General features: G+C 60.9%; 22 protein-coding genes, 1 tRNA gene and 1 riboswitch. Of the genes, 12 read left to right on the top strand and 11 right to left on the bottom strand.

Translation table 11 applies throughout. The features are described 5' to 3' along the window. Positions 1-166 precede the first annotated feature (166 nt). From ACP3RB_RS00430 to ACP3RB_RS00440, 3 genes are all read left to right on the top strand, one after another. Positions 167-859, top strand: coding sequence for an isochorismatase family protein (locus tag ACP3RB_RS00430; protein ID WP_426699119.1), 693 nt, complete (start codon positions 167-169; stop codon positions 857-859). Beyond that, positions 856-1623 carry an SDR family oxidoreductase gene (locus ACP3RB_RS00435; protein ID WP_426699120.1) on the top strand — a complete coding sequence of 256 codons (768 nt, stop codon included), beginning with the start codon at positions 856-858 and terminating at the stop codon, positions 1621-1623. The genes ACP3RB_RS00430 and ACP3RB_RS00435 overlap by 4 nt, the downstream gene beginning before the upstream one ends. A gap of 104 nt (positions 1624-1727) precedes the next feature. Next, a complete protein-coding gene (locus tag ACP3RB_RS00440; RefSeq protein WP_426699121.1) occupies positions 1728-2831 on the top strand; it encodes an isochorismate synthase in 1104 nt (367 codons plus the stop codon). Between the two features lie 144 nt (positions 2832-2975). Here ACP3RB_RS00440 and ACP3RB_RS00445 read toward each other — a convergent pair whose 3' ends face one another. Then, the gene (locus ACP3RB_RS00445) at positions 2976-3989 is read right to left on the bottom strand and encodes a 4'-phosphopantetheinyl transferase family protein (RefSeq protein WP_426699122.1); all 1014 of its coding nucleotides are present in this window, start codon (positions 3987-3989) and stop codon (positions 2976-2978) included. Positions 3990-4163: 174 nt separating this feature from the next. Here ACP3RB_RS00445 and ACP3RB_RS00450 point away from each other — a divergent pair, with 174 nt between their 5' ends. After that, the gene (locus ACP3RB_RS00450; protein ID WP_426699123.1) at positions 4164-5585 is read left to right on the top strand and encodes an RNase H family protein; all 1422 of its coding nucleotides are present in this window, start codon (positions 4164-4166) and stop codon (positions 5583-5585) included. A 238-nt stretch (positions 5586-5823) separates the two neighbouring features. Here the strand turns inward: ACP3RB_RS00450 and ACP3RB_RS00455 are convergent, their stop codons facing one another. The 4 genes from ACP3RB_RS00455 to ACP3RB_RS00470 all read right to left on the bottom strand — a co-directional run bounded on the left by ACP3RB_RS00455 (position 5824) and on the right by ACP3RB_RS00470 (position 9068). Next, positions 5824-6114, bottom strand: coding sequence for a WXG100 family type VII secretion target (locus tag ACP3RB_RS00455; protein WP_005504526.1), 291 nt, complete (start codon positions 6112-6114; stop codon positions 5824-5826). Positions 6115-6515: 401 nt separating this feature from the next. Next, on the bottom strand, positions 6516-8015 hold the full coding sequence (locus ACP3RB_RS00460; RefSeq protein WP_426699124.1) for an ATP-binding protein: 1500 nt from the start codon (positions 8013-8015) through the stop codon (positions 6516-6518). A gap of 1 nt (position 8016) precedes the next feature. Further along, complete coding sequence (locus tag ACP3RB_RS00465) at positions 8017-8721, bottom strand: response regulator transcription factor (protein ID WP_311446314.1); 705 nt, start codon at positions 8719-8721, stop codon at positions 8017-8019. Between the two features lie 74 nt (positions 8722-8795). Further along, on the bottom strand, positions 8796-9068 hold the full coding sequence (locus tag ACP3RB_RS00470; RefSeq protein WP_308562871.1) for a hypothetical protein: 273 nt from the start codon (positions 9066-9068) through the stop codon (positions 8796-8798). 141 nt (positions 9069-9209) lie between these two features. On the opposite strand from ACP3RB_RS00470, the gene ACP3RB_RS00475 reads away from it, so the two are divergent. From ACP3RB_RS00475 to ACP3RB_RS00485, 3 genes are all read left to right on the top strand, one after another. Then, a complete protein-coding gene (locus ACP3RB_RS00475; protein WP_426699125.1) occupies positions 9210-9983 on the top strand; it encodes a DUF3027 domain-containing protein in 774 nt (257 codons plus the stop codon). A gap of 211 nt (positions 9984-10194) precedes the next feature. Next, positions 10195-10899 carry a metal-dependent transcriptional regulator gene (locus ACP3RB_RS00480; RefSeq protein WP_060824302.1) on the top strand — a complete coding sequence of 235 codons (705 nt, stop codon included), beginning with the start codon at positions 10195-10197 and terminating at the stop codon, positions 10897-10899. A 609-nt stretch (positions 10900-11508) separates the two neighbouring features. Further along, positions 11509-11668, top strand: a riboswitch (cyclic di-AMP (ydaO/yuaA leader). After that, a complete protein-coding gene (locus ACP3RB_RS00485) occupies positions 11669-12358 on the top strand; it encodes a C40 family peptidase (protein ID WP_426699126.1) in 690 nt (229 codons plus the stop codon). 181 nt (positions 12359-12539) lie between these two features. On the opposite strand, the gene ACP3RB_RS00490 is transcribed toward ACP3RB_RS00485, so the two are convergent. Next, positions 12540-13556, bottom strand: coding sequence for a DUF4031 domain-containing protein (locus ACP3RB_RS00490; protein WP_426699127.1), 1017 nt, complete (start codon positions 13554-13556; stop codon positions 12540-12542). A 176-nt stretch (positions 13557-13732) separates the two neighbouring features. Between ACP3RB_RS00490 and ACP3RB_RS00495 the strand changes: the two genes are divergently transcribed. After that, positions 13733-13805, top strand: a tRNA-Arg gene (locus ACP3RB_RS00495). 121 nt (positions 13806-13926) lie between these two features. Here ACP3RB_RS00495 and ACP3RB_RS00500 read toward each other — a convergent pair. Beyond that, complete coding sequence (locus tag ACP3RB_RS00500; RefSeq protein ID WP_426699128.1) at positions 13927-14787, bottom strand: VOC family protein; 861 nt, start codon at positions 14785-14787, stop codon at positions 13927-13929. Positions 14788-14930: 143 nt separating this feature from the next. Here ACP3RB_RS00500 and ACP3RB_RS00505 point away from each other — a divergent pair, with 143 nt between their 5' ends. The 4 genes from ACP3RB_RS00505 to ACP3RB_RS00520 all read left to right on the top strand — a co-directional run bounded on the left by ACP3RB_RS00505 (position 14931) and on the right by ACP3RB_RS00520 (position 21630). After that, positions 14931-17873, top strand: coding sequence for a UvrD-helicase domain-containing protein (locus ACP3RB_RS00505; protein WP_426699129.1), 2943 nt, complete (start codon positions 14931-14933; stop codon positions 17871-17873). A 458-nt stretch (positions 17874-18331) separates the two neighbouring features. After that, positions 18332-19498, top strand: a complete 1167-nt coding sequence (sucC, locus tag ACP3RB_RS00510) for an ADP-forming succinate--CoA ligase subunit beta (RefSeq protein ID WP_005504561.1) — start codon at positions 18332-18334, stop codon at positions 19496-19498. A gap of 29 nt (positions 19499-19527) precedes the next feature. Beyond that, complete coding sequence (gene sucD, locus ACP3RB_RS00515) at positions 19528-20445, top strand: succinate--CoA ligase subunit alpha (protein WP_049340934.1); 918 nt, start codon at positions 19528-19530, stop codon at positions 20443-20445. Between the two features lie 237 nt (positions 20446-20682). Further along, on the top strand, positions 20683-21630 hold the full coding sequence (locus ACP3RB_RS00520) for an amino acid oxidase (protein WP_426699130.1): 948 nt from the start codon (positions 20683-20685) through the stop codon (positions 21628-21630). Between the two features lie 280 nt (positions 21631-21910). Here ACP3RB_RS00520 and ACP3RB_RS00525 read toward each other — a convergent pair whose 3' ends face one another. The 4 genes from ACP3RB_RS00525 to ACP3RB_RS00540 form a co-directional block, all read right to left on the bottom strand. Beyond that, positions 21911-23104, bottom strand: a complete 1194-nt coding sequence (locus tag ACP3RB_RS00525; RefSeq protein WP_426699131.1) for a VIT1/CCC1 transporter family protein — start codon at positions 23102-23104, stop codon at positions 21911-21913. 302 nt (positions 23105-23406) lie between these two features. Continuing rightward, complete coding sequence (gene dps, locus ACP3RB_RS00530) at positions 23407-23904, bottom strand: DNA starvation/stationary phase protection protein Dps (protein WP_219100608.1); 498 nt, start codon at positions 23902-23904, stop codon at positions 23407-23409. A 291-nt stretch (positions 23905-24195) separates the two neighbouring features. Then, positions 24196-24852, bottom strand: coding sequence for an HAD family hydrolase (locus ACP3RB_RS00535; RefSeq protein ID WP_426699132.1), 657 nt, complete (start codon positions 24850-24852; stop codon positions 24196-24198). Between the two features lie 17 nt (positions 24853-24869). Beyond that, entirely contained in the window at positions 24870-25553 is a 684-nt protein-coding gene (locus ACP3RB_RS00540; RefSeq protein WP_426699133.1) for an NAD(P)-dependent oxidoreductase, read from the bottom strand. Positions 25554-25677: the final 124 nt, after the last annotated feature.

A 25677-nucleotide genomic window follows, 5' to 3' on the forward strand; every position in this document is an offset into this window, starting at 1 on the left:
TTGGTATCTAAGCATGCCCTAAGATGGTTATGAGATAAGCGCAAGCTCACTGTGTGGGCGGTCGGTGCGAGGGGGGCTCGGAGGAGAGCACCCACTCGCCGCTACGCCCGCCACGGTGCACTGCCTGCGCTGCGCATACAACCCATAGGCACGAACCGGGAGAATCATGGCACTGCCCAAAATCAAGCCCTACACCTACGTTGACCGTGAACACAGCAATCGCGTGAGCTGGCCTGTGGACCCCTCCCGAGCTGTACTGCTTGTGCACGACATGCAGGTGCACTTCGTTCAGGCTTTCGAAGGCGCTGACCTGGGGGAGGGCTACGGCAATGCCGATGCCCAGATTAACATCGCCATTCGGAATCTGCGCCGCCTCATTGACGCCGCCCACGCCGCCGGAATCCCGGTCTACTACACCGCGCAGCCGCCGCGCCAGAACCCCGAAGACCGCCGCCTGCTCATCGACTTCTGGGGTGACGGCCTGCAGAACGATGAATCCGCCCGCGTGCTCGACGCACTTGCACCCACCGACCGAGACACCGTGCTGACCAAGTGGCGCTACTCCGCGTTCGTGCGCAGCCCCTTCGAGGACCTGCTCAAGGAATCCGGCCGCGACCAGCTCATTATCGGCGGCGTGTACGCGCATATTGGCTGCCTGACCACCGCCCTGGAGGCGTTCATGCGTGACATTCAGCCGTTCATGGTTGCCGATGCGCTCGCCGATTTCTCGGAGGAGGAGCACCGCCTGGCGTGCGAGTACGCTTCGGGTCGTTGCGCCCGCGTGCTGAACACCGCCGATGTGCTCGCCGACCTGCAGACCGCTGAGAGTGCTGAGACCGCTGAGGAGGCGCGCGCATGAGCTGGGTGATTGTGACCGGTGCGAATGGCGGTATTGGTGAGGCAACCGTCCACCAGCTCATTAAGAACGGTTATTCGGTATTTGCGGCGGACCTTGCGGAGCAGCCCATCGCCTCCTTCGGGACCTACGGGGACGCTATCTTCCGTTACCGTGCCGTAGACGTCACGAGCGAAGAGTCCGTCACCGCCCTCGCCAACGCCGTAGCGGCGCTCGAGGAACCCATCACCGGCGCGGTGCTCGCCGCGGGCATCGCCCACAGCCAGCCGCTCCTGGAAACCAGCTTCGACACCTGGAAGCGCCTGCACGCGGTCAACTCCGACGGCGTGTTCCTGTGCCTGCGCGAATTCGCCCGCATCATGATTGACCAGCAGGAAAGCGACCCGACGAACAGCCGGTCCCTGGTGACGGTCGCCTCCAACGCGGCGCGTGTGCCCCGCGCGGAGTTTGGCGCCTACGGTGCGTCCAAGGCGTCGGCGGCGCGCGTGAGTTCCAGCTTCGGTCTGCAGCTTGCCGCGCACGGTATTCGCGCGAACTCGGTCTGCCCCGGCACCACCCGAACCCCCATGGTGACCGACGCCTGGGAGGGTGAGGACCGCTCCGCCCTGCCGGTTGCCGGTAACCCGGAAACCTTCCGCCTGGGCATTCCGCTGCGCCGTATTGCCGACCCGGCGGATATTGCCTCGGTGAATGCTTTCCTCATTTCTGAGGCGGCACGCCACATCACCATGCAGGAGATTGTCGCCGACGGCGGCGCGACCCTCTAACGGCACCGACGCACCCCACTGTATCTGCGCCCGGACTGTACCCGAGCTCGGACTGTACTCTATGTACTTCCGGCGCGAACCCACACACCACTGATAGAAGTACGATGACGAACCTTCCCGACTTTATCTTTGCCACCGGCACCCGCGTCCTGCGCGCATCCGGTGCGATGACCCCTGTCACCTTCGATAATGCCCTGGACGAGGCGAAACGTGCCGGTAGCGCCGTCGTGGGTCTGATTCCTTTTGACCCGGATATGCCCGCCTACCTCTTCGTACCCGAACGCCTGGAAGAGCAGCAGGTGCCGGTCCCCGAGCAGACCGTGGCGCTTGCCGAGCCGGTATCTGTCACCGGCAGACAGAACGACCGGTTCCGTGCCGCCGTGGCGACCGCCGTGGAGCGCATGAAGGCCGGTGAGCTGAGCAAGATCGTGCTTTCGCGTGTGCTCACCGCCCGCTACGCACCCGGCGCCCTCAACCTGCAGGCGCTGTACAACAACCTGCGCGCCCAGCAGCGTTCCGCCTTCAACTTTGCGGTGCGCCTGCCCGATGGCGAGCGCGGCATGAACGGAAGCTACCTGATGGGCGCCTCCCCGGAGCTGGTGTTCCGCACCGAGGGCCGCGCCTTCAAGACCCACCCGCTGGCCGGTAGCGCCCCGCGCATTGCCGAGCCCGGCAGCGCCGAGGACGAGGCGATTCGTGACCGCCTGTTCGCCTCGCCGAAGGATCGCCACGAGCACGCCTACGTCATCAACGATATTGCCGAGCGCCTGGCACCTATCGCCGAGGAGCTGAACGTGCCGCAGGTGCCCTCGCTGCTGCAGACCCCGCAGCTTTGGCACCTGGCGACCCCCATCGACGGCGTGCTGAAGGAGGGCTTGACCTGCCTGGACGGTGCCCGCGCGATTCACCCGACCCCCGCGATTTGTGGTGCACCCACCGAGAAGGCGCTGGAGCTGATTCGTCATCTGGAGTCCTTCGAGCGCCGCTACTTTGGCGGTCTGGTCGGCTACATGGACGCAGAGGGTAACGGCGAGTGGGCGCTGGTTCTGCGTTGCGCCCAGGTCAGCCCGGATGAGGCGGTGCTGTACGCCGGCGCGGGTATTGTGGCTGAGTCTGATCCAGAGCTGGAGCACACCGAGACCGGTACGAAGCTCGGTAGCTTTGGCCGCGCCCTGGGTGTGGACACCCTGGGTGAGGATACCCCTTAGGCGCTGTGTAGGTACTGTCTTGAACGCCTTGACGAGGCGGAATGCAACGACTGAATAAAACAGCAGATTAAAATGACTGAACGCGCTCGCTGGCATGGCGGGCGCGTTCAGTCGTTGTACGAGCTGTTAGGGGATTGAGCGTGGCTAATCGGTGAGCAGACGCTTGAGCTCCAGGGGAGTAGCCACCGGCAGAAGCTGAGCCTCAACCTGCGCGGGCTCACCCCCGTACTCACCCACGGGCTCACCCCCGGTCGGGTTCTCCACCGCCAGGGCGATGAGCATCTTCTGCGCGTGCTCGGGGTTCTCCGCGTCGGGTAGTGCCACGGGTATCCACTGCAGGCTGAAGCTTCGCTCGATAGCTTCGCCGCCGCCCTGAGGTGTGGGTGCGCTAAAGGTCGCACGCGCGGTCAAGCTGTCCTGAGTCAGTACACGCAGGGCGCCAGGCTCGGGGGTGCCACCGTCCAGAAGGTCACTAGGAGCCTCCTCGTTCATGGCAAGTTCGAGCGCGTCCAACAGCTCCTCGGTGAGCTGCACCCGAACCAGGGAGGGCACTACGCTCAGGCCGTGGCCGGTCGCCTTGAGCACCGCCTCCTTAGCGGTCCACAGTGCCACCGAGAGCAGGTGCAGTACGGGTGCGGGGCGTTCCTGCGCCACCCGCTCGTAGAACGTGCGTTCTTCATTGGAGAGCGCCAGACGCGCAAAACCGGAGAACAGGCGCGCATCCAGGGTCTCAACATCCACGCCGAGCACCGCCGAGGAGTTACGGCTAAAAGCACCCACGACCAGCGGGTTTACCTGCGACATATTGAAATTCACGCCCGCAATACGCGGCTTACCGTGCTTCTTACCGCTGGTGCACAGGGTGCAGGAACGATCCACCTCAATCTCAGAAGCGGCACTCGAGGGCACATCCAAACGCGCCGCCGCCATGGCGCGCATGAGTGCCTGAGTGCTCAGATAGCTGACCGCCGCCGTGGAGGTCGGCAACTGCGCCGCATGCTGCTGCTCAGCAAGACCCAGGTAGCTCAACCAGCTAAAACGCAGAGAACCGTACATCGTGCGGGTGGGAAGAGCGAAAATCTGCACGCGCTCGCTCGGACGGGCGGTAGGGTGCTCCGGGCGCTGTGCGCTGGGTGTTTCGGGGGCAGAATAGCTCATAGGTTTAGTGTACCCGCCCGGCATTACGGCAATTCGCGTTGCGAGGCTCCTTGAGGTTATCCACAGCGCTGACCGCGCGCTACGCACCCTCGCCGCCGGTACGGTAAAGTCATCACAGACATCATTACGGACAGCCGCCCGCACAACAGAGGGGCGGCGCAGAAAGAAGGTACCGTGAACAGCACGCAAGAGATCATTGCCGCCGCAGACGGCTCGGCGCTGGGCAACCCCGGACCGGCGGGCTGGGCATGGTATATCGACGACGACCACTGGGCGAGCGGCGGCTGGGCGCACGGCACCAACAACATGGGTGAGCTCAAGGCCGTCCTGGACCTGTTCGAGGCGACCGCATCCCGCCCGGAGGTGAAGCTACGCGTGTACTGCGATAGCCAGTACGTCATTAACTCGCTGACCAAGTGGATGCCCGGCTGGAAGAAGAAGGGCTGGAAGAAGTCTGACGGCAAGCCCGTGCTCAACCGCGACCTTCTGGAGGCGCTGGATCGGGCACTGACCGGCCGCGACTACGAGTTCATTTGGGTGAAGGGCCACGCCGGTCACGAGCTCAACGAGAAGGCGGACTCCCTGGCGAACGGTGCCGCGCGCGCCTACCAGGAGGGCCGCGAACCCGCGCACGGCCCCGGTTTCGGCGCTTCTGCTGAACCCGCTACTGCGGCTGTTGAGGCTCCGGCTGTTGAGACCCCGATCGTGAACGCTCCGGTGGCTGAGCCCGTGCTCGCTGACGCTGCCCTCTCTGAACTGGCATCCTCTGAGCCTTCTGCGGACGCCCACCTGCCCGTGCAGGAATTTACCGCCGCCGAGATTGAGAACGCCCAGCGCGGCGTGGAGAGCCTGCGCCTGTCCGGTCTGCTGCGCCCCGCCTCCGCCGTGAACGCCCCCGACCCGGAGGCGGTCCGCACCCGCAAGGAACAGCTGGCGCTCGCGGCAGAGCGCGCCGCCGAGCGTGACGCAAAGGCACTGGCGCGCCAGCAGGAGACCGCTCAGCAGGCATCCGGCGCCGCCCAGTCGGAAGAAGAGGACGACCTGACCGGTCTGGAAGAGTTCGCGGGCCTGGATCCGAACGATGTTGACCCGGCGGAGCTTCTGGGCGAGACGGAAGAGCAGGCGGTAGAGCCTGTTCAGGATGCTCCGGCTCAGCCCGCTGAACCCGCGCCCGTTCAGCCTGCTGCGCACACTCAGGCTTCTGAGCCCGCGCCCTCTGCTCCCGCCGCGCCTGCTCCGAACCCCGATACGCTGAATCCCGAGGAAGCCGCCGCCGCAGAACAGCTGTTAGAGAGCCGCGGCTCCGTCATGGAGGCGGCACAGCTGGAATCCATGCTGCACGAGCGTCTGGTGTGGGTGACCGCTACCGGCAAGTCGGTGTCCCGCTCCTCGGTGCTGCAGTACCGTGAACGCGCCTTCACCCAGCAGGGTGCCCCGCTCAAGCAGGGTGTTCAGGTGCTGGATTCGTCCAGCATGCTGGTTATGGCGGCGGTTGCGACCGCGCGCGGCCGCGTGAGCCGTTCGAGCATCTGGCATTACGATGCTGAGCGCGGCCTGTGGCGTTTGCGTTTCCGCCAGGAGACCCCCGCCTCCTAATGCTCAGCTCCTAATGCTCAGTGCCTAATTCTTGGGCTCTTGAGCCTCATAATTTCCACGCAATAAAACCCCGCCGCATCCTCGCAAGTGAGGATGCGGCGGGGTTTTTCTCAATAGATGTTCGTCGCCTTCTGGCGAATCCGACGGGCGGTATGCCGTGCGGCCGGGACCTTTAAACCGCCCGGTCTGCCGCCTGCCTGCGGGTGGGCCTTAGATGGTGCTCTGTAGCCCTGATCCCTTAGCCGACGAACATGGAGGCGTTAGCCTGCTCGGTGTCTGCGTAGTTCACACCTGCGCGGGTGAGTGCCTCGTTGATCTGGGTGATGGATGCTTCGACCTGGCGCTGGGTTGCGTGCCACTGGTCCAGCACGCCCTGGAAGTTAGCGGATGCAGAGCCGGTCCAGGAGCTCTGCAGATCGTGCAGGGAGGCGGTCATACCGTTGACGTCTGCGGTGATGGATGCGACGTAGGATCGTGCCTGTGCGCTCTTGGCTGCGATGACTTCGGAATCGACATTGAACTGTGCCATGGTTTTTCTCCTTTGAGATATGTGAGATGGGTGGGGCGGTTGCCCCGTGGTGGCGCTTGGGGTTTGGATCTCTGGAAGGGTTGAGTTCCTGACCGGAAGCTTGTTATCACTATATCTTTCAAAATGTATCAAATGAGCTAAAAAACCATGATTCATTAAATCTGTGGATAAACCCGCTAGATCCACTCCAGCATCTCGAAAAAATCGAAAACCCGCCCGAAAATGACGCCCCCATGACGCGCGCTAGGTTGCTCCCGCTGTTCTTTAGCCGCGCCGCTCCTTCTTACTCGCGCTCTCCTCACTCGCACTGCCGCGAGTCATAGTCCCGCCTCCGGCGCACAGCAAAACCCCCGAACCGTAGAACACTCAAGTTCTACAATCCGGGGGTTTATGCGTCAGTGCTACTTCATCAGCTGCTCATCCGAGACGGGCGGCGGATAGAACGGCAAAGAAATCACGAAGGTAGCACCGCCACCATCGGTCTCTTCAATATGAATCCTGCCATCATGCTGCTCAATAATTGCGGCCACAATGGACAGGCCCAGACCCGTACCACCGGTCTCACGCGAACGCGAAGCGTCGGTGCGGTAGAAACGCTCGAACACGCGCTCGCGGTCCTCGCCGTGAATACCGGGGCCGTGGTCGCGCACCTCCAGCACGGAGAGCGGGAAGCCGGGAACCTCTTCGCGTACGCCCACCGCAATCTCCAGGGGAGAGCCGTCGGGGGTGTAACGCATGGCGTTGGTCAGCAGGTTCGCCACGACCTGACGCAGGCGTGATTCGTCACCGAGCACGGTTGCGGAGGTCGGCGCCACCTCTTCGTTCAGACCCACCAGGGACACTGCACGATCGGGTGCCGTAGCGTAGGCGTCGTTACTAGCGTCCACCGCCAGGTTGAACAGGTCGAAGGGTGCCAGCTTGGATTCGCGGCGCTCATCAATACGCGCCAGGGTCAGCAGGTCTTCCACGAGCTGACCCATACGCTTGGACTCCGATTCGATGCGGCTCATCGCGGTAGCGACAGCCTCATCGGTCGGTAGCGCGCCCTGACGGTACAGCTCCGAGTAGCCTCGAATACTGACCAACGGGGTGCGCAGCTCATGCGAAGCGTCACCCACGAAGCGGCGCATCTTCGCCTCACTCTTCTCGCGGGCTTTGAAGAGCATTTCAATCTGGGTAAGCATCGTGTTCAGCGAAACCGCGAGGTTACCAATCTCGTTGCTGGGGTTGTAGTCCTCAATACGCTGCGAGAGGTCACCGGCAGCAATCTTGGCGGCGGTCTGCTCCACGCGAGCCAGCGGCTCGAAGGTGCGGGTCACAATCACCCAGGTCATCGCAATCGCGGAGGCGAGAGTCGCCAAACCAAACGCGAAGGTCAGCACACCCACGAGGGCGACCACCTGGTTCGTTTGTTTCAGCGGCATGGCAATGATTAGGGATGCTGCCTCCGTCAGTCCGGAAGAGTCATTCGACTCAATGGGTACGGCGAGCACTCGCCAATCGGAGGAGCTGCCCACCGCGTTGACGGTGACTGCCTCCTCGTTTTGCTTGCGAACCTTCTCTTCGGTCCAGCCTTGCAGCGCCGGCTCGCTGAACTGACCGCTGTCCTCGGACTTGAGCGAGTACAGCACGTTGCCGTCCTTGTCGAGCAGGTACAGGCGGTAGGTGCTCAGGGACTGTTCCTGATTGCCGGAGGGGCGCACGGTCGCCAGCTGCACGAGTGAGGGGGCGCTGTTCTTCATCTCTTCGTCCAGCTGGTGCACCATCTGGGCGCGCAGAGCGGAAATCGCCACCAGGCTCGTCACCGCAATGGAGAGGGCGATGAGCATGGAGGTGATGAGCACCAGCTGGGTGCGAAGGGAGAGAGACTGGGGGATCCGGTCGAGGGGTTTGAGCGCCACGTTAGCCTCGAGAACCGCGAATCATGTAGCCCACACCGCGCTTGGTGTGGATGAGCGGCTCGTGGTTTTCACGGTTGTTGTCGATCTTGCGGCGCAGGTACGAAATGTAGGACTCAACGATGGAGGAGTCGCCGTTGAAGTCGTACTCCCACACGTGGTCGAGAATCTGCGCTTTGGACAGCACGCGGTTGGCGTTGAGCATCAGGTAGTGCAGCAGGTTGAACTCGGTGGGGGAGAGGTCAATCTCTTCGTCACCGAGGAACACTTCGTGGGTGTCCACGTTCAGGGTGAGGGCGTCAACGCGCAGTACGGCGTCGTCCTCGTCCTGGACGCTGCGGCTACGGCGCAGAATGGCGCGGATGCGGGCGATCACCTCGTCGAGGGAGAAGGGCTTGGTGACGTAGTCGTCGCCACCGGCACCCAGGCCGGTCACCTTGTCCTCGGTGGCGTCCTTTGCGGTCAGGAAGAGCACGGGGGTGGTGGTGCCGTTTTCGCGTAGGCGGCGGGTCACCTCGAAGCCGTCCATGCCGGGCATCATGACGTCCAGGACAATGAGGTCGGGGTTTTCGGCGTGTGCCTTTTCGAGGGCTTCGCGGCCGTTGCCGGCGGTCACTACTTCAAAACCGGCAAAACGCAGGGAGGTGGCGAGCAGTTCAAGAATGTTGAACTCGTCATCGACGACTAGGAGTTTTGCTTCAGTAGACATACTCTATCTTTCTCTCTGAATGGCAGGCTGTACTTGATAAGTGAATGATGTGTGTGAGCTTGCGGCTCAAATCTTTATGCCTTGTTGCGGCGCATGACTGACAAGATGAGTGCGGCCATGAGGGCAATAAAGGCGACGGGGAGGAGGACCAGGGGAATCTGGCTCATGAGGGCGGGCGGCGTTGCCCCAACCCACTTCATCACGAGCATGGTAACTCCGGTGAGCAGACAGAGCAGTGCGAGAATCGCGCCGCCTGCACCGAGCCAGCGGATGGCTCCGGCGTAGGGAAGGGGCGCGGGTGCCCGGTCTGCGGTGCTGCGCGTGTCCTGTACGGGTTCATTACTCATAAATTTAACGGTATCAGCTCACACATAGCTGTTAATGAGCGAAGCCCCAGATTTAGCGGTTTGAGACTCAAATTCACAGCGTATGTGAAGCTTGGGGGAGCGGCCGCACTGTTTGCGCACGCGAGATGCTTTAATAGGGGTATGTCTGAACAGGTTATTGAACTGCTCCCCGAAACTACGCCCGCTGCTGACGCGCCCGCAGAGTCCGTTGTGCCTTCTGCCGCGCCTGAGAGCACCGATGAGGGTAGCGCTGTACCTGCTGAGACTCAGCCCTCCGTGAACGCTGAAGAGACTGTAGCGGCTGATGCTTCTGCTGAGGAACCTACTTCCGCGGAATCTATCTCTGAGGAATCCGCAGCCGAAGAAGCTGAACAGAACGAAGACTCTACCCCCGACCCCTTCACCCCGCTGGATGAAGAGGTAGGTACCCCCTCCCTGGGCGTTCCGCACAAGCTGCGCCGCACCTCCAAGGTGGATGAGATTCTTGCCGCCGCTAAGGATGTGGCACTGCAGGGCGTTCAGGAAATCGCCCCGGCACACGCTATCGGCCTGGTGCACCACGTGCGCGCCGAGGAAGAGCGCCTGAGCACTCACCTCTTTGAGTGCACTCTGCCTGGCTACCGCGGCTGGTTCTGGTTCGCGACCCTCTCGCGTGCGCCTCGCTCCCGCGTGGCAACGATTTGCGAGGTTGGTCTGCTGCCCGGTGATGACGCGCTGATTGCGCCGGATTGGGTGCCGTGGGCTGACCGCGTTCGCCCCGAAGACCTGGAGGAGAACGCCGCGCAGGAGAGCGCAGAGTCTGCTGAAGCCGCTGAGGCAGAGGAATCTGCTGAGCCCGGTGAGCCTGCAGAGAACAAAACCGCAGAGAACGAATCTGCTGTGGAAGAAATTGCAGAGGCTGAGTCCGCAGAGTAGAGCCTACTATTCGCTCCTCTTAATAAGGGGTGGGCTAGCAAAATGCATATATAAAGTGTTGTATTGAGTCGTCCAACGGTTATCGTTGGGCGACTCAATGACTTAAGCCGTGGCAAAAGCCGCTGAAAAAGTACATAATAGATTATTGAATTAAGTAACGACTTAGGCAGTGCTATCTAAGCACTGTTGCGGTGATAGCTGGGAGAGATATATGACAGACCTCATCGATACCACAGAGATGTATTTGCGCACCATCCTCGAACTGGAGGAAGAGGGCATCGTCCCCATGCGTGCGCGCATCGCTGAACGACTCGAGCACTCCGGCCCGACCGTTTCCCAGACCGTGGCACGCATGGAGAAGCACGGCCTGCTCACCGTTGAGCCGGACCGCCACCTCGAGCTGACTGAGGAAGGCCGCCACAAGGCGGTCGAGGTCATGCGTAAGCACCGCCTGGCTGAGCGCCTGCTCTCCGACATTATTGGCCTGGAACTTGAGTACGTGCACGAAGAGGCATGCCGCTGGGAGCACGTCATGAGTGACAAGGTGGAGAAGCGCATCCTGGAGATGCTCAAGGACCCCAAGTTCTCCCCGTACGGTAACGCTATCCCCGGTCTTGAGGATCTGGGCCACGTGAGCGAGACGAACGACGAGCGCACCGTGCCCATGTCCCTGGCTGCACGCGACTCTGGCCCCGAGGATCGTTTCACCATTTCTCGCTTCCCCGAGTCTATTCAGACTGATGTTGAGCTGCTGAAGCTGCTGGCTGACGCAGGTATTGTCTACGGCGCTTCGGTGTCCGTGGTTGCTGGCCAGAACGATGACGTGATTGTTCACGCCGACGGCGAAGAGGACACCCTCTCCCTGGATATGGACGTGGCAAACGCAATTGTGGTCAAGCGCGGTGGCAGCCTCTAAGCTCCAGTTTTGAGAGTCTACTAACCCGCTTCACGCTTTAAACGGTGGTATCGCCTTCTTACTTGAGGAGGCGGTGCCACCGTTTTTGTGCACTTGTTGGGGTTGCTCTGTCTGGCGGCGGGGGTCAAGCGGCTAGATACCTAGTGGGTGATGTATTTTAGGGCCGGGCTGTGTGCGCGTGCGCATATACTCCTCTCACAACTTTTTAGCAACTGCGCTTGAGTGCATTTTTCGTGTTTTTCGCTTAAATCTGAGGTTGAAACTGAGGGAAACGCCGACACTTGAACGATTTCTAAGGGTGGACACTTAAGAGACGAGGCTCATTCTTAAGAGTTTTGAACCCTGTCCTTAAGGGGTGCTGACGCATTAAAAGCGAATGTGCATCCTTATGAAATGCCTAGTCAAATGCCTTAAGTTGGTTAATCTCCCGCGAATAAACGGGGCTCTAGCCGTTCAAGCTCGCTCTGTTCCGCCGGGGGTGAAAGCTCAAAATTTAAGCCTGAATGAAGTGACAACTGGGAGTTTTCTGTGTATTCTCATTTCTGTGCCCAAATCCTAATCGTAAGAGGGCACCGTCGAAGCGGTTCCGCTGAGTTCTGCCAACGCTTCGATGAACGTCTACCCAATATGGCAGAAGCGGGGGACCCAATCCCCAAGCTGGGATACGGCTTCTCAATCGAGAAGCCTCGGGGCTAAGTCACTTCGGTGGCCGAGCGAATCCATGCTCGAGTCCGACAGCTCACCTCGTCAGGCAATGGAGGAATTACCAATGGCTAAGAAGATCGTACGTACCGCAGGTGCAACCATCGCAGCAGGCGCACTGCTGCTCGGCTCGACCGTTCCCGCGAACGCATTTGCACAGATCCCCGCTGCTGCTGATCTGTCCTACGACTACACCAACTACGAGTTCGACTACACCAGCTACACCACTCCCGCAACCACCTACGTTGCACCTCAGGCTCAGGCACAGCAGACCTACGTTGCTCCCGCAGCAGCTGAGGCTCCCGCTGCACCCGCAGTTGAGACCACCTACGTAGCACCCCAGGCTGAGACCCAGCAGGCTTACGTTGCACCCGTTGCAGCTCCGGCTCCCGCTGCACCCGCAGCTTCCTCCGGTAACGCATCCCGCGACGCAATCGTTGCAACCGCAATGAGCGGCCTGGGTGGCGCATACGTTTGGGGCGGCAAGACCTTCGGTGCATGGGACTGCTCCGGCTTCACCTCTTGGGTTTTCGCTCAGCACGGCATCAAGCTGACCGCTTTCACCTACGCAATGAAGAACGAGCTGCGCCCGACCTCTAACCCCCAGCCCGGCGACATCGTCTTCCAGAACGGCTACAGCCACGTTGGTATCTACCTGGGCGACGGCAAGATGATCTCCGCTCTGAACCCCACCAACGGTACCATGGTGCACCCCACCTCCTGGATGTCCGTTGACGGCTACTACACCGCTCTCTAAGCCTTAGCGCATAGAAGCTGGCTCTAGCCCAACATACTTCAAAAAGGCGCCTATCCCGCACGGGGTGGGCGCCTTTTGTGTACCCGAGATTTGCGTACCCGGGAGATTTCACAAAAATACCGCCGAGAGTGCACCTTAGCGTGGGTGCATTCTCGGCGGTATGTGTTTGAGGTGTATGCGGCTAGGACGCCAGAGCCTGCAGAAGCCTCTGCGGGTCACACCCCCACTCGCTGAGCTCAGCACGCAGATTAGCCCGCGCGGGCTCCTCCCAGAGCTTGAAAGTCTCTTCGGAAAGGAAGATACGCTCACGACCCAGGATGGAACGTAAAAAGGTCGTACGACCGGTACGGAAAGCCTCATCGTCAAAGTGGGAGTATTCACTGCGCACCCCGCGCAGGTAGCGGCGATAGCGCGCCGAATCAGCTGCCAGAATAGCCATATCGGCGTCGAGGAACAGCTGAATATTCGCCGGTTTATAGCCCGCCGGTAGGTCGGCAGACTCGGGCAGTTTGTGGGTTGCCGTGGCGCGCACCAGAAGACTCACCATCTGCAGCTCCTGATCGGTGAGTAGACCCACGGTAACCAGCGGCTTTAGGGAGGTGCTCGCCAGCTGCTCGCTGCGGCGCTCATCCTCACCCGGCGCGCCCTCATAGACCGCGTCGTGGAACCACGCCGCCAGAATCAACGCCAGGGGAGTAGAACCAGCCTGCGAGTGATGCGCGTAGAGGCGGTCCAGGTCGGTGAGCATCTGCGAAAGGTGCCCGCTGTGGTGGTAGGCGCGGTGCGGCTGCTCCCACGCCTGCAGCAGACTCTCACCCAGTTCAGCCACCTGCGCCGTGAGTTGAGCCCGCAGCTCGGCAGGAGCCTCCACGAGCTTGAAGCGGGGTGTAAACGCCGCCTCCCAGGCGCGAAGCAGACGCGGGCGAATTTTCTCGGGGCGCTCCTTCAGCGGAATGCGCAGACCGCTCGCAATGAGCGTGCGAGTCAGCTGTGCACCGCTGAGCTCCTTCGCGCCCGCCCGTACTAGGTCCTCGTAGAGGTGCGCCGGAACATCGTAGTGGTCGCGGTCGAAGGCGTGCTCACTGATGCCCGCCGCTGCGGCGAACTCGTGCAGTTCCGCCAGGGACACATCGGAGATGAGGTGTGAGAAGACGGTGCCGTGTGCGGGCCAGGTGGGCGGGTCAATGTAGATGCTCATTCGTACATTGTAGGAGCGGTTCTGCCGCTGGGCGCGGGTGTCTTCGGGTGGTGAACACTGGGTGGTGAACAGGACTTGGACGCGGTATGAGCGTGGGGCGACTATCGGTGGATACCGACGGCTTGTCGTGGGCTGTGCCGACCGGAGGTGCGGGGTGCTTTATACTGAATAGGTACGCCCTCGTAGCTCAGGGGATAGAGCACTTCTCTCCTAAAGAAGGTGTCGGACGTTCGAATCGTCTCGGGGGCACACAGAACCGGCATTCACGCCGGTACGAGAAACCGCCCGTCGCTTGCATTAGCAGGCGCGGGCGGTTTCGCTGTCCTAGCGTAGCGTGAATATGCTATCTAGCAATCGTATGGGGAACACATTAAAGTTTGGCAAGGTCTATCTTGCCCAGCTGCAGAATTTTTTGGCGAGTTACCTCATCAGCCATAAGCTCAGCAATATTGTGCGGAACAACCTGCCAAGAAACACCCCAGCAATCTACACACCAGCCGCAACGCTCTGCCTCAGGTATAGCCGAGAGTTGCTCCCAATAGTAATCAATCTCCTCCTGAGTGCGGCACGAAAGAACTACTGAAACTCCGGGTGTGAACGTGAAATCGTGAAAAGCGCCGGAATCTGCTGCCGCCATCCAGGTGCCGTGCAGGTTGAAGTCGGTGAACATCACTGCATCTGCCTCAAAGGGGCTATTTTCTGGATAGTAGTACAGGGTGCCGCGGCGAGCGTCATCAAAAAGGGAAATCCAGCGGGTGGTGGCTTCCTCTGCATTGCCGTGGTTTGTACCGCCAAACATGAAAGAGGGCACGACGAAGGGCCGCGGGTCGCCTGCGGGGTTGGTAAGCATCAGCTGCCAGGTCATACCGAAACGATCACGCACCCAGGCGTAGCGCGGGGAGAAAGGATACTCACCCAGTTCCATCAGCACACCGCCGGTACTTAGCTCGTTGTAGAGTTCATCGAGGTATGCTCGCGCCTGCGCCTCACCGCCGAAGAGGAGCGGGTCAAAGTTTAGGATGCAACTGATGGACTGGTTCGGGACGTATTGGTCATCACCGTTAATGAGTGAGAGCTGGAAGCCGTGGATGCTTAGAGTCGTCGTGAGTCCGGGCACCTGTTCCATGATGGAAGCATCGCGAAAAACCCTGGTATAGAACTGCGCGGCTTCGTCGGCTGAGCCATCGCACCATAGGGCTATTGAGAGGCTCGGAGGTAAGGTCTGGGTCATGCGGTCATCCTAACATGACTATTCTGTACCACCGGTGTGCCGTTGCCGATTTAGGACGTGCGGCGGATGACCGAACGGGTGGGAGCCGCGCAGCAAATGCGGTAGCATGGAATATCGAACGTGTATTCTAGGCAGCGAGGTAGATGATGAGCGACAAGCCCGAACAGCAGAAGCAGCCCTTCACCGAACAGGACGGCCTGTTCGCCGCCGAACTCGTCACCCCCGCAGCACCGGTGGACGAGCCGCCCTTCGATCCCTACTACGACGTACCCCCTGCCGAGGATGACTACTACGCCCCTCCCATGGATACCCCGATGACGGAGGCACCCGCACAGGAGGCATCCGCCGCCCTGCCCACCGGCATGCCCGCCTCCAGTGCCTCTGCCACCAGCGCGCCTGCCACCAGCGCGCCCGTTCCTGAATCCGGCGCACCCGCAGCTTTCACCGCCGCAGACCCGCTCGGGGACTTCATGCCGCCCGCCTACCGCGTCGGCGGCTACGGCGAGGACTTCGACCCCGCCGACCCCTACGGCGAACGCACCCACAGCCTCAACGCTGTGGACCCCGCATCCCTCACCGCCGGGCTCAATGAACGCCAGGAAGAGGCCGTGCTGCACTCCGGATCGCCCCTGCTCATCGTCGCGGGCGCCGGCTCCGGCAAGACCCGCGTGCTCACCCACCGCATCGCGTACCTGCTCGCAACCCACCGCGCGACCCCCGGCCAGATTCTCGCCATCACCTTCACCAACAAGGCTGCCGCCGAAATGCGTGAACGTATTGAGGCGCTGGTCGGCCCGCGCGCCAAGCACATGTGGATTTCTACTTTCCACAGCTTCTGCGTGCGCGTGCTGCGCCGTGAGGCCGCCGCGCTGGGTCTGAAGTCCACCTTCACTATCTACGATTCGACTGACTCGCAGCGCCTGCTGAGCCTCATTATTAAAGAGCTCAACCTGGACACCAAGAAGTTCACCGCCAAGGCCGTGGGCAACCGCATCTCCGCGCTGAAAAACGAGCTGGTCAGCGCCGAAGCCTACGCATCCCGCGTGGCGAGCGATAACCCGTACGAGAAGACCATCGCGCAGATCTACACCGTCTACACGCAGCGTCTGCGCGCCGCCAACTCTCTCGACTTTGACGACCTGATTGGCCGCACCGTCTTTTTGCTCAAGAAGTTCCCTGAAATCGCGAACTACTACCGCCGCAAGTTCCGCCACATCCTTGTGGACGAGTACCAGGACACCAACCACGCCCAGTATCAGCTGGTGCGTGAACTGGTCGGCGCCCACGCGAAGGCACCGGCTGACCGCGGCCCCTACCCGGACGCCGTGCCCCCCGCTGAGCTGACCGTGGTGGGTGACTCCGACCAGTCCATCTACGCCTTCCGCGGCGCGGATATCCGCAATATCACGGACTTCGAGAAGGACTACCCGAACGCCCACACGATCCTGCTGGAACAGAACTACCGTTCCACGCAGAACATCCTCTCCGCGGCGAACGCGGTCATTGAACGCAACCCCGACCGTCGCCCCAAGAAGCTGTGGACCGCCTCCGGCGCGGGCGCGAAAATCATCGGTTACGTCGCCGAATCCGAACACGCCGAGGCGCGCTACATCACCCGCGAAATTGACCGCCTTGCTGATGAGCACGGCGTGCAGCCCGGTGACGTCGCCATCTTCTACCGCACCAACGCGCAGTCTCGAACCCTCGAGGACATGCTCATGCGTGCCGGCCTGCCCTACCGGGTGGTTGGTGGTACCCGCTTCTACGAGCGTAAGGAAATCAAGGACGCCCTGGCGTACCTGCGCGCCCTGAGCAACCCTGATGACGACGTGAACGTGCGCCGCATTCTGAACGAGCCCAAGCGCGGTATCGGCGCCAAGTCTGAGTCCGTGGTGGCGGAGTACGCGAGTGCGAACCGCATCTCCTTCTACGCCGCCGCACGCCAGGCCGCCGACATCCCCGGCCTGGGCGCCGCCGCGGTGAAGAAGTACGCCGAGTTCGTGCGCCTCATGGACGACTTGGCGCAGATTGCCCGCACCGAACCCGCCGCAACCTGCCTGGAGGCGGTCCTGGAGCAGACCGGCTACCTGGCGGCTCTGCGCGCCTCCAAGGACATTCAGGACGAATCGCGCGTGGAAAACCTCTCCGAGCTGCTCGACGCCATGGTCGAGTTCGAGACCGAAAACCCCGGCGCTGACCTGGAGCAGTTCCTCGAACACGTGGCCCTGGTCGCCGACGCCGACTCGATCCCGAACCGTCCCGCCAGCGCGGAGGGTGAGAACGCCTCCGCCGCGCAGATTGCCGCCGAAGCAGCTGAGGCGAAGGCCCAGGGCATGGTCACCCTCATGACCCTGCACACCGCCAAGGGCCTGGAGTTCCCCGTGGTGTTCCTGACCGGCATGGAGCACGGCCTGTTCCCGCATCAGCGTGCCCTGACCGACGAGAAGGAAATGAGCGAGGAACGCCGCCTGGCGTACGTGGGTCTGACCCGCGCCATGGAGCGCCTGTACCTGACCCGCTCTGAGACCCGCACGATGTGGGGTAAGAGCCAGTTCAACCCGCCCTCGCCCTTCCTGGAAGAGATTCCGGAGGAACTTATCGAGTGGAAGCGCACCGCCGGTTTCTCGGGCTTTGGCGCCTCCGGTATGGGCGCGTATGGCGCTCGCGGTTCCTACGGCGGTGGCGGCTATTCGGGCGGTTCTCGTTCTGGCTACGGTTCCGGTGGCTACTCGGGCGGCTACGGCTCGGGTGGTTACAGTTCCGGTAGCTCGCGTGGCTCCTACGACCCCTATGAGTCTCGCCCCGCACGCCGTTCTGAGCCGTCCACCGCGGATATTAACGGCTCGGCAAGCTACGGGCTGGCGGCGGCAGCTGCCTCCTCGAAGGTGACGAACCGTTCCCGCGTGCACCAGAGCAAGGAAATCCCGACCCTGGCGGTCGGCGATACCGTGCGCCATACCAAGTTCGGTGAGGGCCGCGTGCTCGCTGTTGAGGGTAGCGGCGATAAGACCGTGGCGAAGGTGCGTTTCGGCTCGGAAGAGAAGCGTCTGCTGCTGCGTTATGCGCCGCTGGAGAAGGTGAGCTAACGCGTCAGGGGCGAGAGCCTAACAACGCCGATGGAGGGGCGGGTACCTGGGGGTGCCCGCCCCGCTCTGCGGGCTGTGCCGGGCGTGTTGTCCGCCTGCTGAGAAAGGCTTCGGGGCTTGGCAGAGCACGGCGGTAAACGCCGCTTTTTCGCCGGTATTTCGCGGCGGATGGGGGAGTGGCAGCTCTGGTTAGTTACCTGGTACACACCCTTTGGGTGGAATCTACCCAAAATATTTGTGAGCTGAGTCGCTAAAATCTCAGATTTGGGGCTCTGTGAGTGCGAGCTCACGCCGAATCCGATAGAGTAGAGACGAGAGAAATTCCCCGCGTCAATGATGCGTGTGCGCCGGGTGCGAGAGATACCTATCGCACGTACCGGACACACAGGGGAAGACACCTCTAATGACCAGGCCGAGTGCACCAGTACTCGGCACCACTTCGAAGAAGAAGGACACCTGTGGACCTTTTCGAATACCAGGCGCGCGAGCTCTTCGCAAAGCACGGTGTACCCGTGCTCAAGGGCATTGTTGCGACCACCCCTGAAGAAGCAAAGGCAGCAGCTGAGGAAATTGGCGGCCTGACCGTCATTAAGGCTCAGGTTAAGACCGGCGGCCGCGGTAAGGCTGGCGGCGTTAAGCTCGCAAAGTCCCCCGAAGAAGCTTACGAGCACGCTAAGGCAATTCTCGGCATGGACATCAAGGGCCACACCGTTCACCGCGTGCTGGTCGCTGACGGCGCAGACATCGCCGAAGAATACTACTTCTCCCTCCTGCTGGACCGCGCAAACCGCTCCTACCTGGCAATGTGCTCGGTAGAAGGCGGTATGGAAATTGAGCAGCTCGCTGCTGAGCGCCCCGAGGCACTGGCAAAGATCGAGGTTGACCCGCTGGTTGGCCTGGACCAGGCTAAGGCTGAGGAAATTGCTAAGGCAGCAGGTTTCTCCGCAGAACTGCAGGAGAAGGTTGTTCCCGTTCTCGTCAAGCTGGGCGAAGTTTACACCAAGGAAGACGCAACCCTGGTTGAGGTTAACCCCCTCGTTCTGACCCCCGAGGGCACCATCCTCGCCCTGGACGGCAAGGTCTCCCTGGACGACAACGCAGAATTCCGCCAGCCCGAGCACGAGGCTCTCGTGGACAAGTCCGCTGAGAACCCGCTGGAAGCTAAGGCAAAGCAGTTCGACCTGAACTACGTGAAGCTGGACGGCGAGGTCGGCATCGTTGGTAACGGTGCAGGTCTGGTTATGTCCACTCTGGACGTCGTTGCATACGCTGGTGAGAACCACGGCAACGTCAAGCCCGCAAACTTCCTTGATATTGGTGGCGGCGCATCCGCTGAGGTTATGGCTGCTGGCCTGGAAATCATTCTGGGCGACGAGCAGGTCAAGAGCGTTTTCGTGAACGTCTTCGGCGGCATCACTGCATGTGACGCAGTGGCAGACGGCATTGTGAAGGCTCTGGAGATTCTGGGCGACGCAGCAACCAAGCCCCTGGTTGTGCGCCTGGACGGCAACAACGTTGCTGAGGGTCGCCGCATCCTCTCCGAGGCGAACCACCCGCTGGTTGTTCTGGCTGAGACCATGGACTCCGGCGCTGACAAGGCAGCAGAGCTCGCTCACAAGGCGTAATCGCCAGCAAAGGATTTCAAGGAAGTAATATGTCTATCTTTGTGAACAAGGACTCCAAGGTCATCGTTCAGGGCATCACCGGTGGCGAGGGTACCAAGCACACCGCACGCATGCTCGCAGCAGGCACCAACATTGTGGGCGGCGTGAACGCTCGCAAGGCTGGCACCACCGTCACCCACAAGGCGAAGGACGGCTCCGACATCGAGCTGGACGTCTTCGGTTCCGTAGCTGAGGCTATGGAGAAGACCGGCGCGAACGTCTCCATCGTCTTCGTTCCCCCGGCCTTCACCAAGGCAGCAGTTCTCGAGGCTATCGAGGCTAAGATCGGCCTCGTCGTCGTCATCACCGAGGGCGTTCCGGTTCAGGACTCCGCAGAGTTCTGGGCAGCTGCTAAGGCATCCGTGGACGAGAACGGCAAGCAGATCACCCGCATCATCGGCCCCAACTGCCCCGGCATCATCTCCCCCGAGGAGTGCCTGGTCGGTATTATCCCGGCGAACATCACCGGCAAGGGCAAGATCGGTCTGGTTTCCAAGTCCGGTACCCTGACCTACCAGCTGATGTACGAACTGTCCGACATTGGTTTCACCACCGCTATCGGTATTGGTGGCGACCCCATCATCGGCACCACCCACATCGACGCTCTGGAAGCTTTCGAAGCTGACCCCGAGACCGAAGCAATCGTCATGATTGGTGAGATTGGTGGTGACGCTGAGGAGCGTGCTGCAGAGTACATCAAGGCAAACGTGACCAAGCCCGTCGTCGGTTACATTGCGGGCTTCACCGCTCCCGAGGGTAAGACCATGGGCCACGCGGGCGCTATTGTCTCCGGTTCCTCCGGTACCGCTCAGGCGAAGAAGGAAGCTCTGGAAGCAGCAGGCGTGAAGGTTGGTAAGACCCCCTCCGAGGCTGCAAACCTGATGCGCGAAATCTTCGCAGCGAAGTAAACAGCATAAAATGCGGCAGATGCCGGTAGTCCCCGAGACTACCGGCATCTGTACGTTAAATCAGGTTTTTGAAAATAGTTCAGTGAGCTGAAGAGCCTGCTTTGTTATATATATCATGGTGAAAAAGGTGAAAAGTCTATGCTAATAGACATATAATAAAGCCCATTGAGCCTAGTCAGATTGTTATACATGTAGGCTCTATCTATATTTCATCACATACGAGGAGAACATTCACTCATGACTCAGCCCATTTCCCGTCGCTCTGTCGCTAAGGCAGGCGTCTGGTCTGCACCTGTTATTGCAGCTTCTGCTGCCGTGCCGGCCTATGCAGCATCTACCAGGAGCGATGATTCTGAGGAGAAGCTGACTATCCAGAGCGGCCTGTTTGTTAGCGCTCAGTACGGTGGCGGCTTTGTTGGTTACGCTTCGTCCACCAGCACCGGTCCGATTCACCCGACCACTCCTGAGGCGTACTTCGCATCTTCTTCCAAGCCCGAATCCGACCTGAACTGGGACGATAGCGCTTCCAAGCCCACCAACCCTGACCTGTTTATCAACGGTGAGGGTACCTTTACCCCGGTCAATAACTCCCAGACTGCATCCCCCGGCTCCTACGTGGCATCTAGCGGTTTCTGGTGGTCTGTTCCGACCACTGCGCCCAAGACTGGTACCGGCTACGTTGCAGGTTCTACCGCAACCCTGGCTGCCGGGGCAACCTTCGTGACTGATGTTGAGTACACCGTGCCTGCTAATGCTCTGAATGCTGCTAAGAGCGGTAGGATTAATGGTCAGGCGTGGACCCCCAACGGCCGTGCGCTGAGCGGTAGGCTTACGGAGCTGGTTGCTTCGGCAGGTCAGGCACGCTACCTGTCGGTTGCTCAGGCAGCGGGCAACTGGTCTGCTTCGGTCCCGACCGTGACCAAGAATTCTGATGGCACCTACACCTTCAAGGGTCGTATTACCTTCACTACTACCAAGGCGTACACTCTGAAGCAGACCGGTAACAAGCTGTACGGTCAGGTTGTCATCATGCCCGGTATTGTGTCCTTCAGCCCGGCACAGGGTTGGGTCTCCTACAAGCAGACCTCCAGCATCCAGAATGCAACCATTACCTACTCCGGTAACGGCTATACCGACACTAAGGCGCTCTCTGGCGCTGAGACTACCACCCAGATTAACCCCTAGTCTGGTTATGTTGTGGGGCCTCAGCTTAACGCCCCGTGGAGTTTTCCCCCACAGTTGCTTGCCCCGTGCTGAGCGGTGTAAGTGCAGAGAGTGATGGAATCCCCCGGTAGATACACTGAATGTATCTGCTGGGGGTTTCTTTGCGCTCAGGCTGTGACACTCGTCAGGCGACGCCACTCATCAGGCTGCGGCACTCGTCAGGCATGTGGCGCTTGCAGGGGAAGCGGCACATGCTTGAGCGGCTATATACACTTGGGAGGGCTTATTGGGGGTGTTGCGACTAGCCGACCGTCGTGCCGAACGCCAGACCCAGCAGGTAGGTCACAAACGCCGCACCGAAACCAATCAGAATCTGGCGGATACCGCGCTTGAGCGGGGATGCACCCGACAGCAGACCCACCACGCCGCCGGTGAAGCCCAGAGCCGCACCCACAAACAGCAGGGACAGCACCATCGCGAACACGCCCGAGAAGCCGAAAATATAGGGCAAAATCGGAACCAACGCACCCGAAGCGAAGAACGCAAACGACGCAGCGGCGGCACCAATATCGGTACCCAAAGCCACGTTCTCCTCACGGTCCTCATCCTCGCGGTGAGACAGCGAGGGGTCGCAATCGCAATCCAGGTAGCCGAAACGCTCCATCGCACGGTGGTGCGCCGCCTCCGGCTCCATACCGCGGGCACGGTAAATCAGCTCCAGCTCGTTCGAATCCAAATCCAAATCGTGCGCAACGCGCAGGGTCACCTGGGTCGGCTGGGAGGCATCCAGCAGCTCACGCTGAGAACGCACCGACACGAACTCACCCGCCGCCATCGACAGCGCACCCGCCAGCAGACCCGCAATACCCGACAGCAGAACCATCGAGCTGGACGCGCCCGAGGCGGTAATACCCATAGTCAGCGCCAGATTCGAGACCAAACCGTCGTTAGCGCCAAAGACCGCCGCACGGAAATTGCCCGAAAGCTTCTCGCGACCATTAGTCGCCAGGGCACGAATAATTTCCTCGTGAATCGCCTCGTCAGCCGCCATTTCCTCGGTGGCGTCCGGATCCTCAGCGTAGGGGGAGCGGGACTCGGCGCGCTGAGCCATCGCCAGAATAAACACCGAACCGAAGTTCTTCGCCAAAAACTGCAGTAGCTGCGATTGCAGGGAGGGGCGCACGTGCACATTCGCATGCTCGCCGAGCATGTCACGCCAATGCTGCTGGTGACGCTTCTCCGCCTCAGCAACCTGCAGCAAAATCTCACGGTCGGTACCCTCGGCACGGCGAGCCAGGTAGCGGTAGATGCGCGCCTCCGACTCCTCATCGGCAAGGTAGCGGCGCCAACGCTTAATCTGCGCGGGGGAGGGGGAGGCGACGGCGCTATGGCGGGTGGCCTGCGGAGCCTCGGTAGCGGTGTTTTCCGGCTGAAGTTTCTCAGTTTCTTCGCCGTGCTCGTGCTGGGTGCTCTTGTGCTGGGCGTGCGTGCTCATAGTTCCCTTTCCACGGGTGCCGTGCGTGCAGGGCTGGATCCCTACGCCTGATGATGCGTTCATGTCTGTGCGCTCTGTCATGAACAGTGAACCACTCTAGAGCACTCTGAACAGAAAATCTAGGACGGCCTAACCCGATAATAATGTTCGCCTCAACGTACTCTAGAGTACCCCGCGGGCGAGGCGAAACGTCGGGAAAAAGCACCGAAACAGCACAGAAACCGGGCGGGTGCACCCTCCACAATGGAGGGCGCACCCGCCCGGTTCGTGACTCTAAAAAGTCGTGTCTTTAGACTACTGGCTTAGATGTTGCCTTCGCCGTTTTCCAGGAATGCGCGGATGAACCACTGGAACTTCTCCAGCTCAGCGGTCTGACCGATTAGCAGGTCCTCGGTGACGGGGTCGGACTCGCCAGCGAATGCAATCGCCTTGCGGTGAGCCTCAATCACGCGGGTGTAGACGTCGTTCAGAGCGCGCAGGTGGTCAGCAACGCGTGCGCGGCCGACGGGGTAGTCCTCAACGGTGCGCTGTGCGACCAGTGCGCCAGCCAGACCGTTGGGGGTTGCGCCCAGGGTTGCCATACGCTCTGCGATAGCGTCAACGAAATCGCGGACGGTGTCGACCTGGGGGTCAATCATTTCGTGAACGGCGATGAAGCCGGGGCCGGTCACGTTCCAGTGAGCGTGCTTCAGCAGCAGGTGCAGGTCGTTCAGGTCGTGCAGACGTGCCTGGAGAACCTCGGAAATGCCCTTGCCTTCTTCGATAGTCAGGCCGGGTGCGGTGTAGTTTGCGAATGCCATGATGGTCTCCTTCATGATGCTGTAATGCTTGTGGTTCGGTGGGGTTTGTATCCCCACCGAATCGTTATTATGAGTAAATCATTTTAAGAAACCAGTGTCAAGTTTATTTTGAGTAATTCGTAATAAATCGTCATCTGCATGTTGCGCCAACCTCAAACCCTCACCGCCCATGCATACGTAAAGGGCGGGACGCGCGGTATCTCGTATCGCGCATCCCACCCTTTACGGTGAAGCGTATTCAGTTTTCTACAGAACTTTCTCTGCAGGGTATTCAGCGTGTGAGCCGGGCGGCTATGCCAGCGCGCGAACCGCCTCCAGGGTCAGCTCCTCATGCTTGAGGCGCACGGTGCCCAGCTCCTCCGGAACCTCCAACTCGCCCGGCACAACAATGACGCGCATGCCCGCCGCGGTCGCACTGCGCACGCCCGAAGGGGAATCCTCAAGAGCCACGCACTGAGTCGGATCAACACCCAGACGCTCCGCCGCCAAAAGATAAGGTTGCGGGTCCGGCTTGGGGTGGGTGGTCTCATCGTTGCCAATAATCACCGAGAACGTGCCCTCGGGTGCCGCGTTCGCGGTGCGGCGAGCCACGGAGGTGGTCGCGTTCGTGACGATTGCCGCCGGAATCTGCGCCTCGTGAACCTCCGAGAGGAAACGCTCAATGCCGGGCAGGAATTCGACCGGCTGCTGCGCCAGGGTTTCGTGCACCTTCGCCACCAGTAGGTCGTTAATCTCCTCGTCCGGCAGGTTTACGCCGCGCTCGCGCAAGCGATCCAGGGTGAACTTCATCGACAGGCCTAGGCAATCGAGGGTGTCCTGCTCGGTCCAGGTGCCGCCAAATTCTGCAGTGAGAGCAACCTTTGCGGCAGCCCATACGGGCTCGGTATCGACGAGGGTTCCGTCGTGGTCGAAGAGAATGGCGGCGGGGAAGGTGTTCGTAGTCGTCATGCCTTAAGCCTACCGGTTTATTTCTGGGGCGAGCGTAGGACGACGTTCCCAATCGTCACCAAAAAATCTGTACCCGCGTTCTGGGGGTTCTTGGCGATAGCGAGCAGTGCATCGGCGACGTCCTCACGGGCAATCGTCGGGATACCTGCAGTCCGCTCGACCTTCGCCATGTCATATATCTTCACCCCGCCCCTGCCGGGCTTATCGGTCAGCCTGCCCGGATGCGCACGCGAAATATACGGCTGATACTCGGCGACCAGGGCGTCCGCCTTAACCTTGTCGGTGAAAATGCCGCGCATAATGACCTTACACACCAGGCGCATGGGCAGGGACGCGGTCCGCACCGTATCACCCACGCCGTAGGCGCTCATCAGAACGCAGTGCTTCACGCCTGCGCCCGTGACCGTCTGCATGATGAAAGGTAGGCGCTCCTGCATGAACGTGGAGGAGAGAAATTCCCGCACCGTGGCTTTCTGGCCCAGGATGCTAACCATCACGTCCTGCCCGGAGGATGCTGCGGCAAGCCGTTCGGCATCGTCAAGGGTTCCCTGAACAATAGTGAGATTTTGGTGCGCCCCCAAAAGCGCTAGTGCCTTATCGGGGTTGCGCACGTAGGCGGTGACCGCGTGCCCCTCCTCCAGGGCTTTGCGGGTGAAGAGGTGACCGGTGCGGCCGGTTGCGCCTAGAACCAGTATTTTCATGTGGGTCCCCATTCGTATTGCGGTCGTTGTGGGAGCCCGTAAGCGCCCAGTCCGGTCAGTATAGCAATGCGGTTTCGACGGGGGATTTCACCCGAGGCTAGGGGCGTGAAGTGGGGAGAAAAAA

It is taken from the genome of Rothia mucilaginosa, from assembly GCF_049990865.1.
Lineage (GTDB): Bacteria > Actinomycetota > Actinomycetes > Actinomycetales > Micrococcaceae > Rothia > Rothia mucilaginosa_I.

What these genes read in the sequence shown, in the direction of transcription:
- ACP3RB_RS00455 (WP_005504526.1), bottom strand. Translation starts at nt 6,114, where the DNA reads ATGGCACAGTTCAATGTCGATTCCGAAGTCATCGCAGCCAAGAGCGCA.
- ACP3RB_RS00430 (WP_426699119.1), top strand. Translation starts at nt 167, where the DNA reads ATGGCACTGCCCAAAATCAAGCCCTACACCTACGTTGACCGTGAACAC.
- ACP3RB_RS00540 (WP_426699133.1), bottom strand. Translation starts at nt 25,553, where the DNA reads ATGAAAATACTGGTTCTAGGCGCAACCGGCCGCACCGGTCACCTCTTC.
- ACP3RB_RS00435 (WP_426699120.1), top strand. Translation starts at nt 856, where the DNA reads ATGAGCTGGGTGATTGTGACCGGTGCGAATGGCGGTATTGGTGAGGCA.
- ACP3RB_RS00500 (WP_426699128.1), bottom strand. Translation starts at nt 14,787, where the DNA reads ATGACCCAGACCTTACCTCCGAGCCTCTCAATAGCCCTATGGTGCGAT.
- ACP3RB_RS00470 (WP_308562871.1), bottom strand. Translation starts at nt 9,068, where the DNA reads ATGAGTAATGAACCCGTACAGGACACGCGCAGCACCGCAGACCGGGCA.
- sucD (WP_049340934.1), top strand. Translation starts at nt 19,528, where the DNA reads ATGTCTATCTTTGTGAACAAGGACTCCAAGGTCATCGTTCAGGGCATC.
- ACP3RB_RS00485 (WP_426699126.1), top strand. Translation starts at nt 11,669, where the DNA reads ATGGCTAAGAAGATCGTACGTACCGCAGGTGCAACCATCGCAGCAGGC.
- ACP3RB_RS00480 (WP_060824302.1), top strand. Translation starts at nt 10,195, where the DNA reads ATGACAGACCTCATCGATACCACAGAGATGTATTTGCGCACCATCCTC.
- ACP3RB_RS00535 (WP_426699132.1), bottom strand. Translation starts at nt 24,852, where the DNA reads ATGACGACTACGAACACCTTCCCCGCCGCCATTCTCTTCGACCACGAC.
- ACP3RB_RS00475 (WP_426699125.1), top strand. Translation starts at nt 9,210, where the DNA reads ATGTCTGAACAGGTTATTGAACTGCTCCCCGAAACTACGCCCGCTGCT.
- dps (WP_219100608.1), bottom strand. Translation starts at nt 23,904, where the DNA reads ATGGCATTCGCAAACTACACCGCACCCGGCCTGACTATCGAAGAAGGC.
- ACP3RB_RS00520 (WP_426699130.1), top strand. Translation starts at nt 20,683, where the DNA reads ATGACTCAGCCCATTTCCCGTCGCTCTGTCGCTAAGGCAGGCGTCTGG.
- ACP3RB_RS00525 (WP_426699131.1), bottom strand. Translation starts at nt 23,104, where the DNA reads ATGAGCACGCACGCCCAGCACAAGAGCACCCAGCACGAGCACGGCGAA.
- ACP3RB_RS00440 (WP_426699121.1), top strand. Translation starts at nt 1,728, where the DNA reads ATGACGAACCTTCCCGACTTTATCTTTGCCACCGGCACCCGCGTCCTG.
- ACP3RB_RS00505 (WP_426699129.1), top strand. Translation starts at nt 14,931, where the DNA reads ATGATGAGCGACAAGCCCGAACAGCAGAAGCAGCCCTTCACCGAACAG.
- ACP3RB_RS00465 (WP_311446314.1), bottom strand. Translation starts at nt 8,721, where the DNA reads ATGTCTACTGAAGCAAAACTCCTAGTCGTCGATGACGAGTTCAACATT.
- ACP3RB_RS00490 (WP_426699127.1), bottom strand. Translation starts at nt 13,556, where the DNA reads ATGAGCATCTACATTGACCCGCCCACCTGGCCCGCACACGGCACCGTC.
- ACP3RB_RS00445 (WP_426699122.1), bottom strand. Translation starts at nt 3,989, where the DNA reads ATGAGCTATTCTGCCCCCGAAACACCCAGCGCACAGCGCCCGGAGCAC.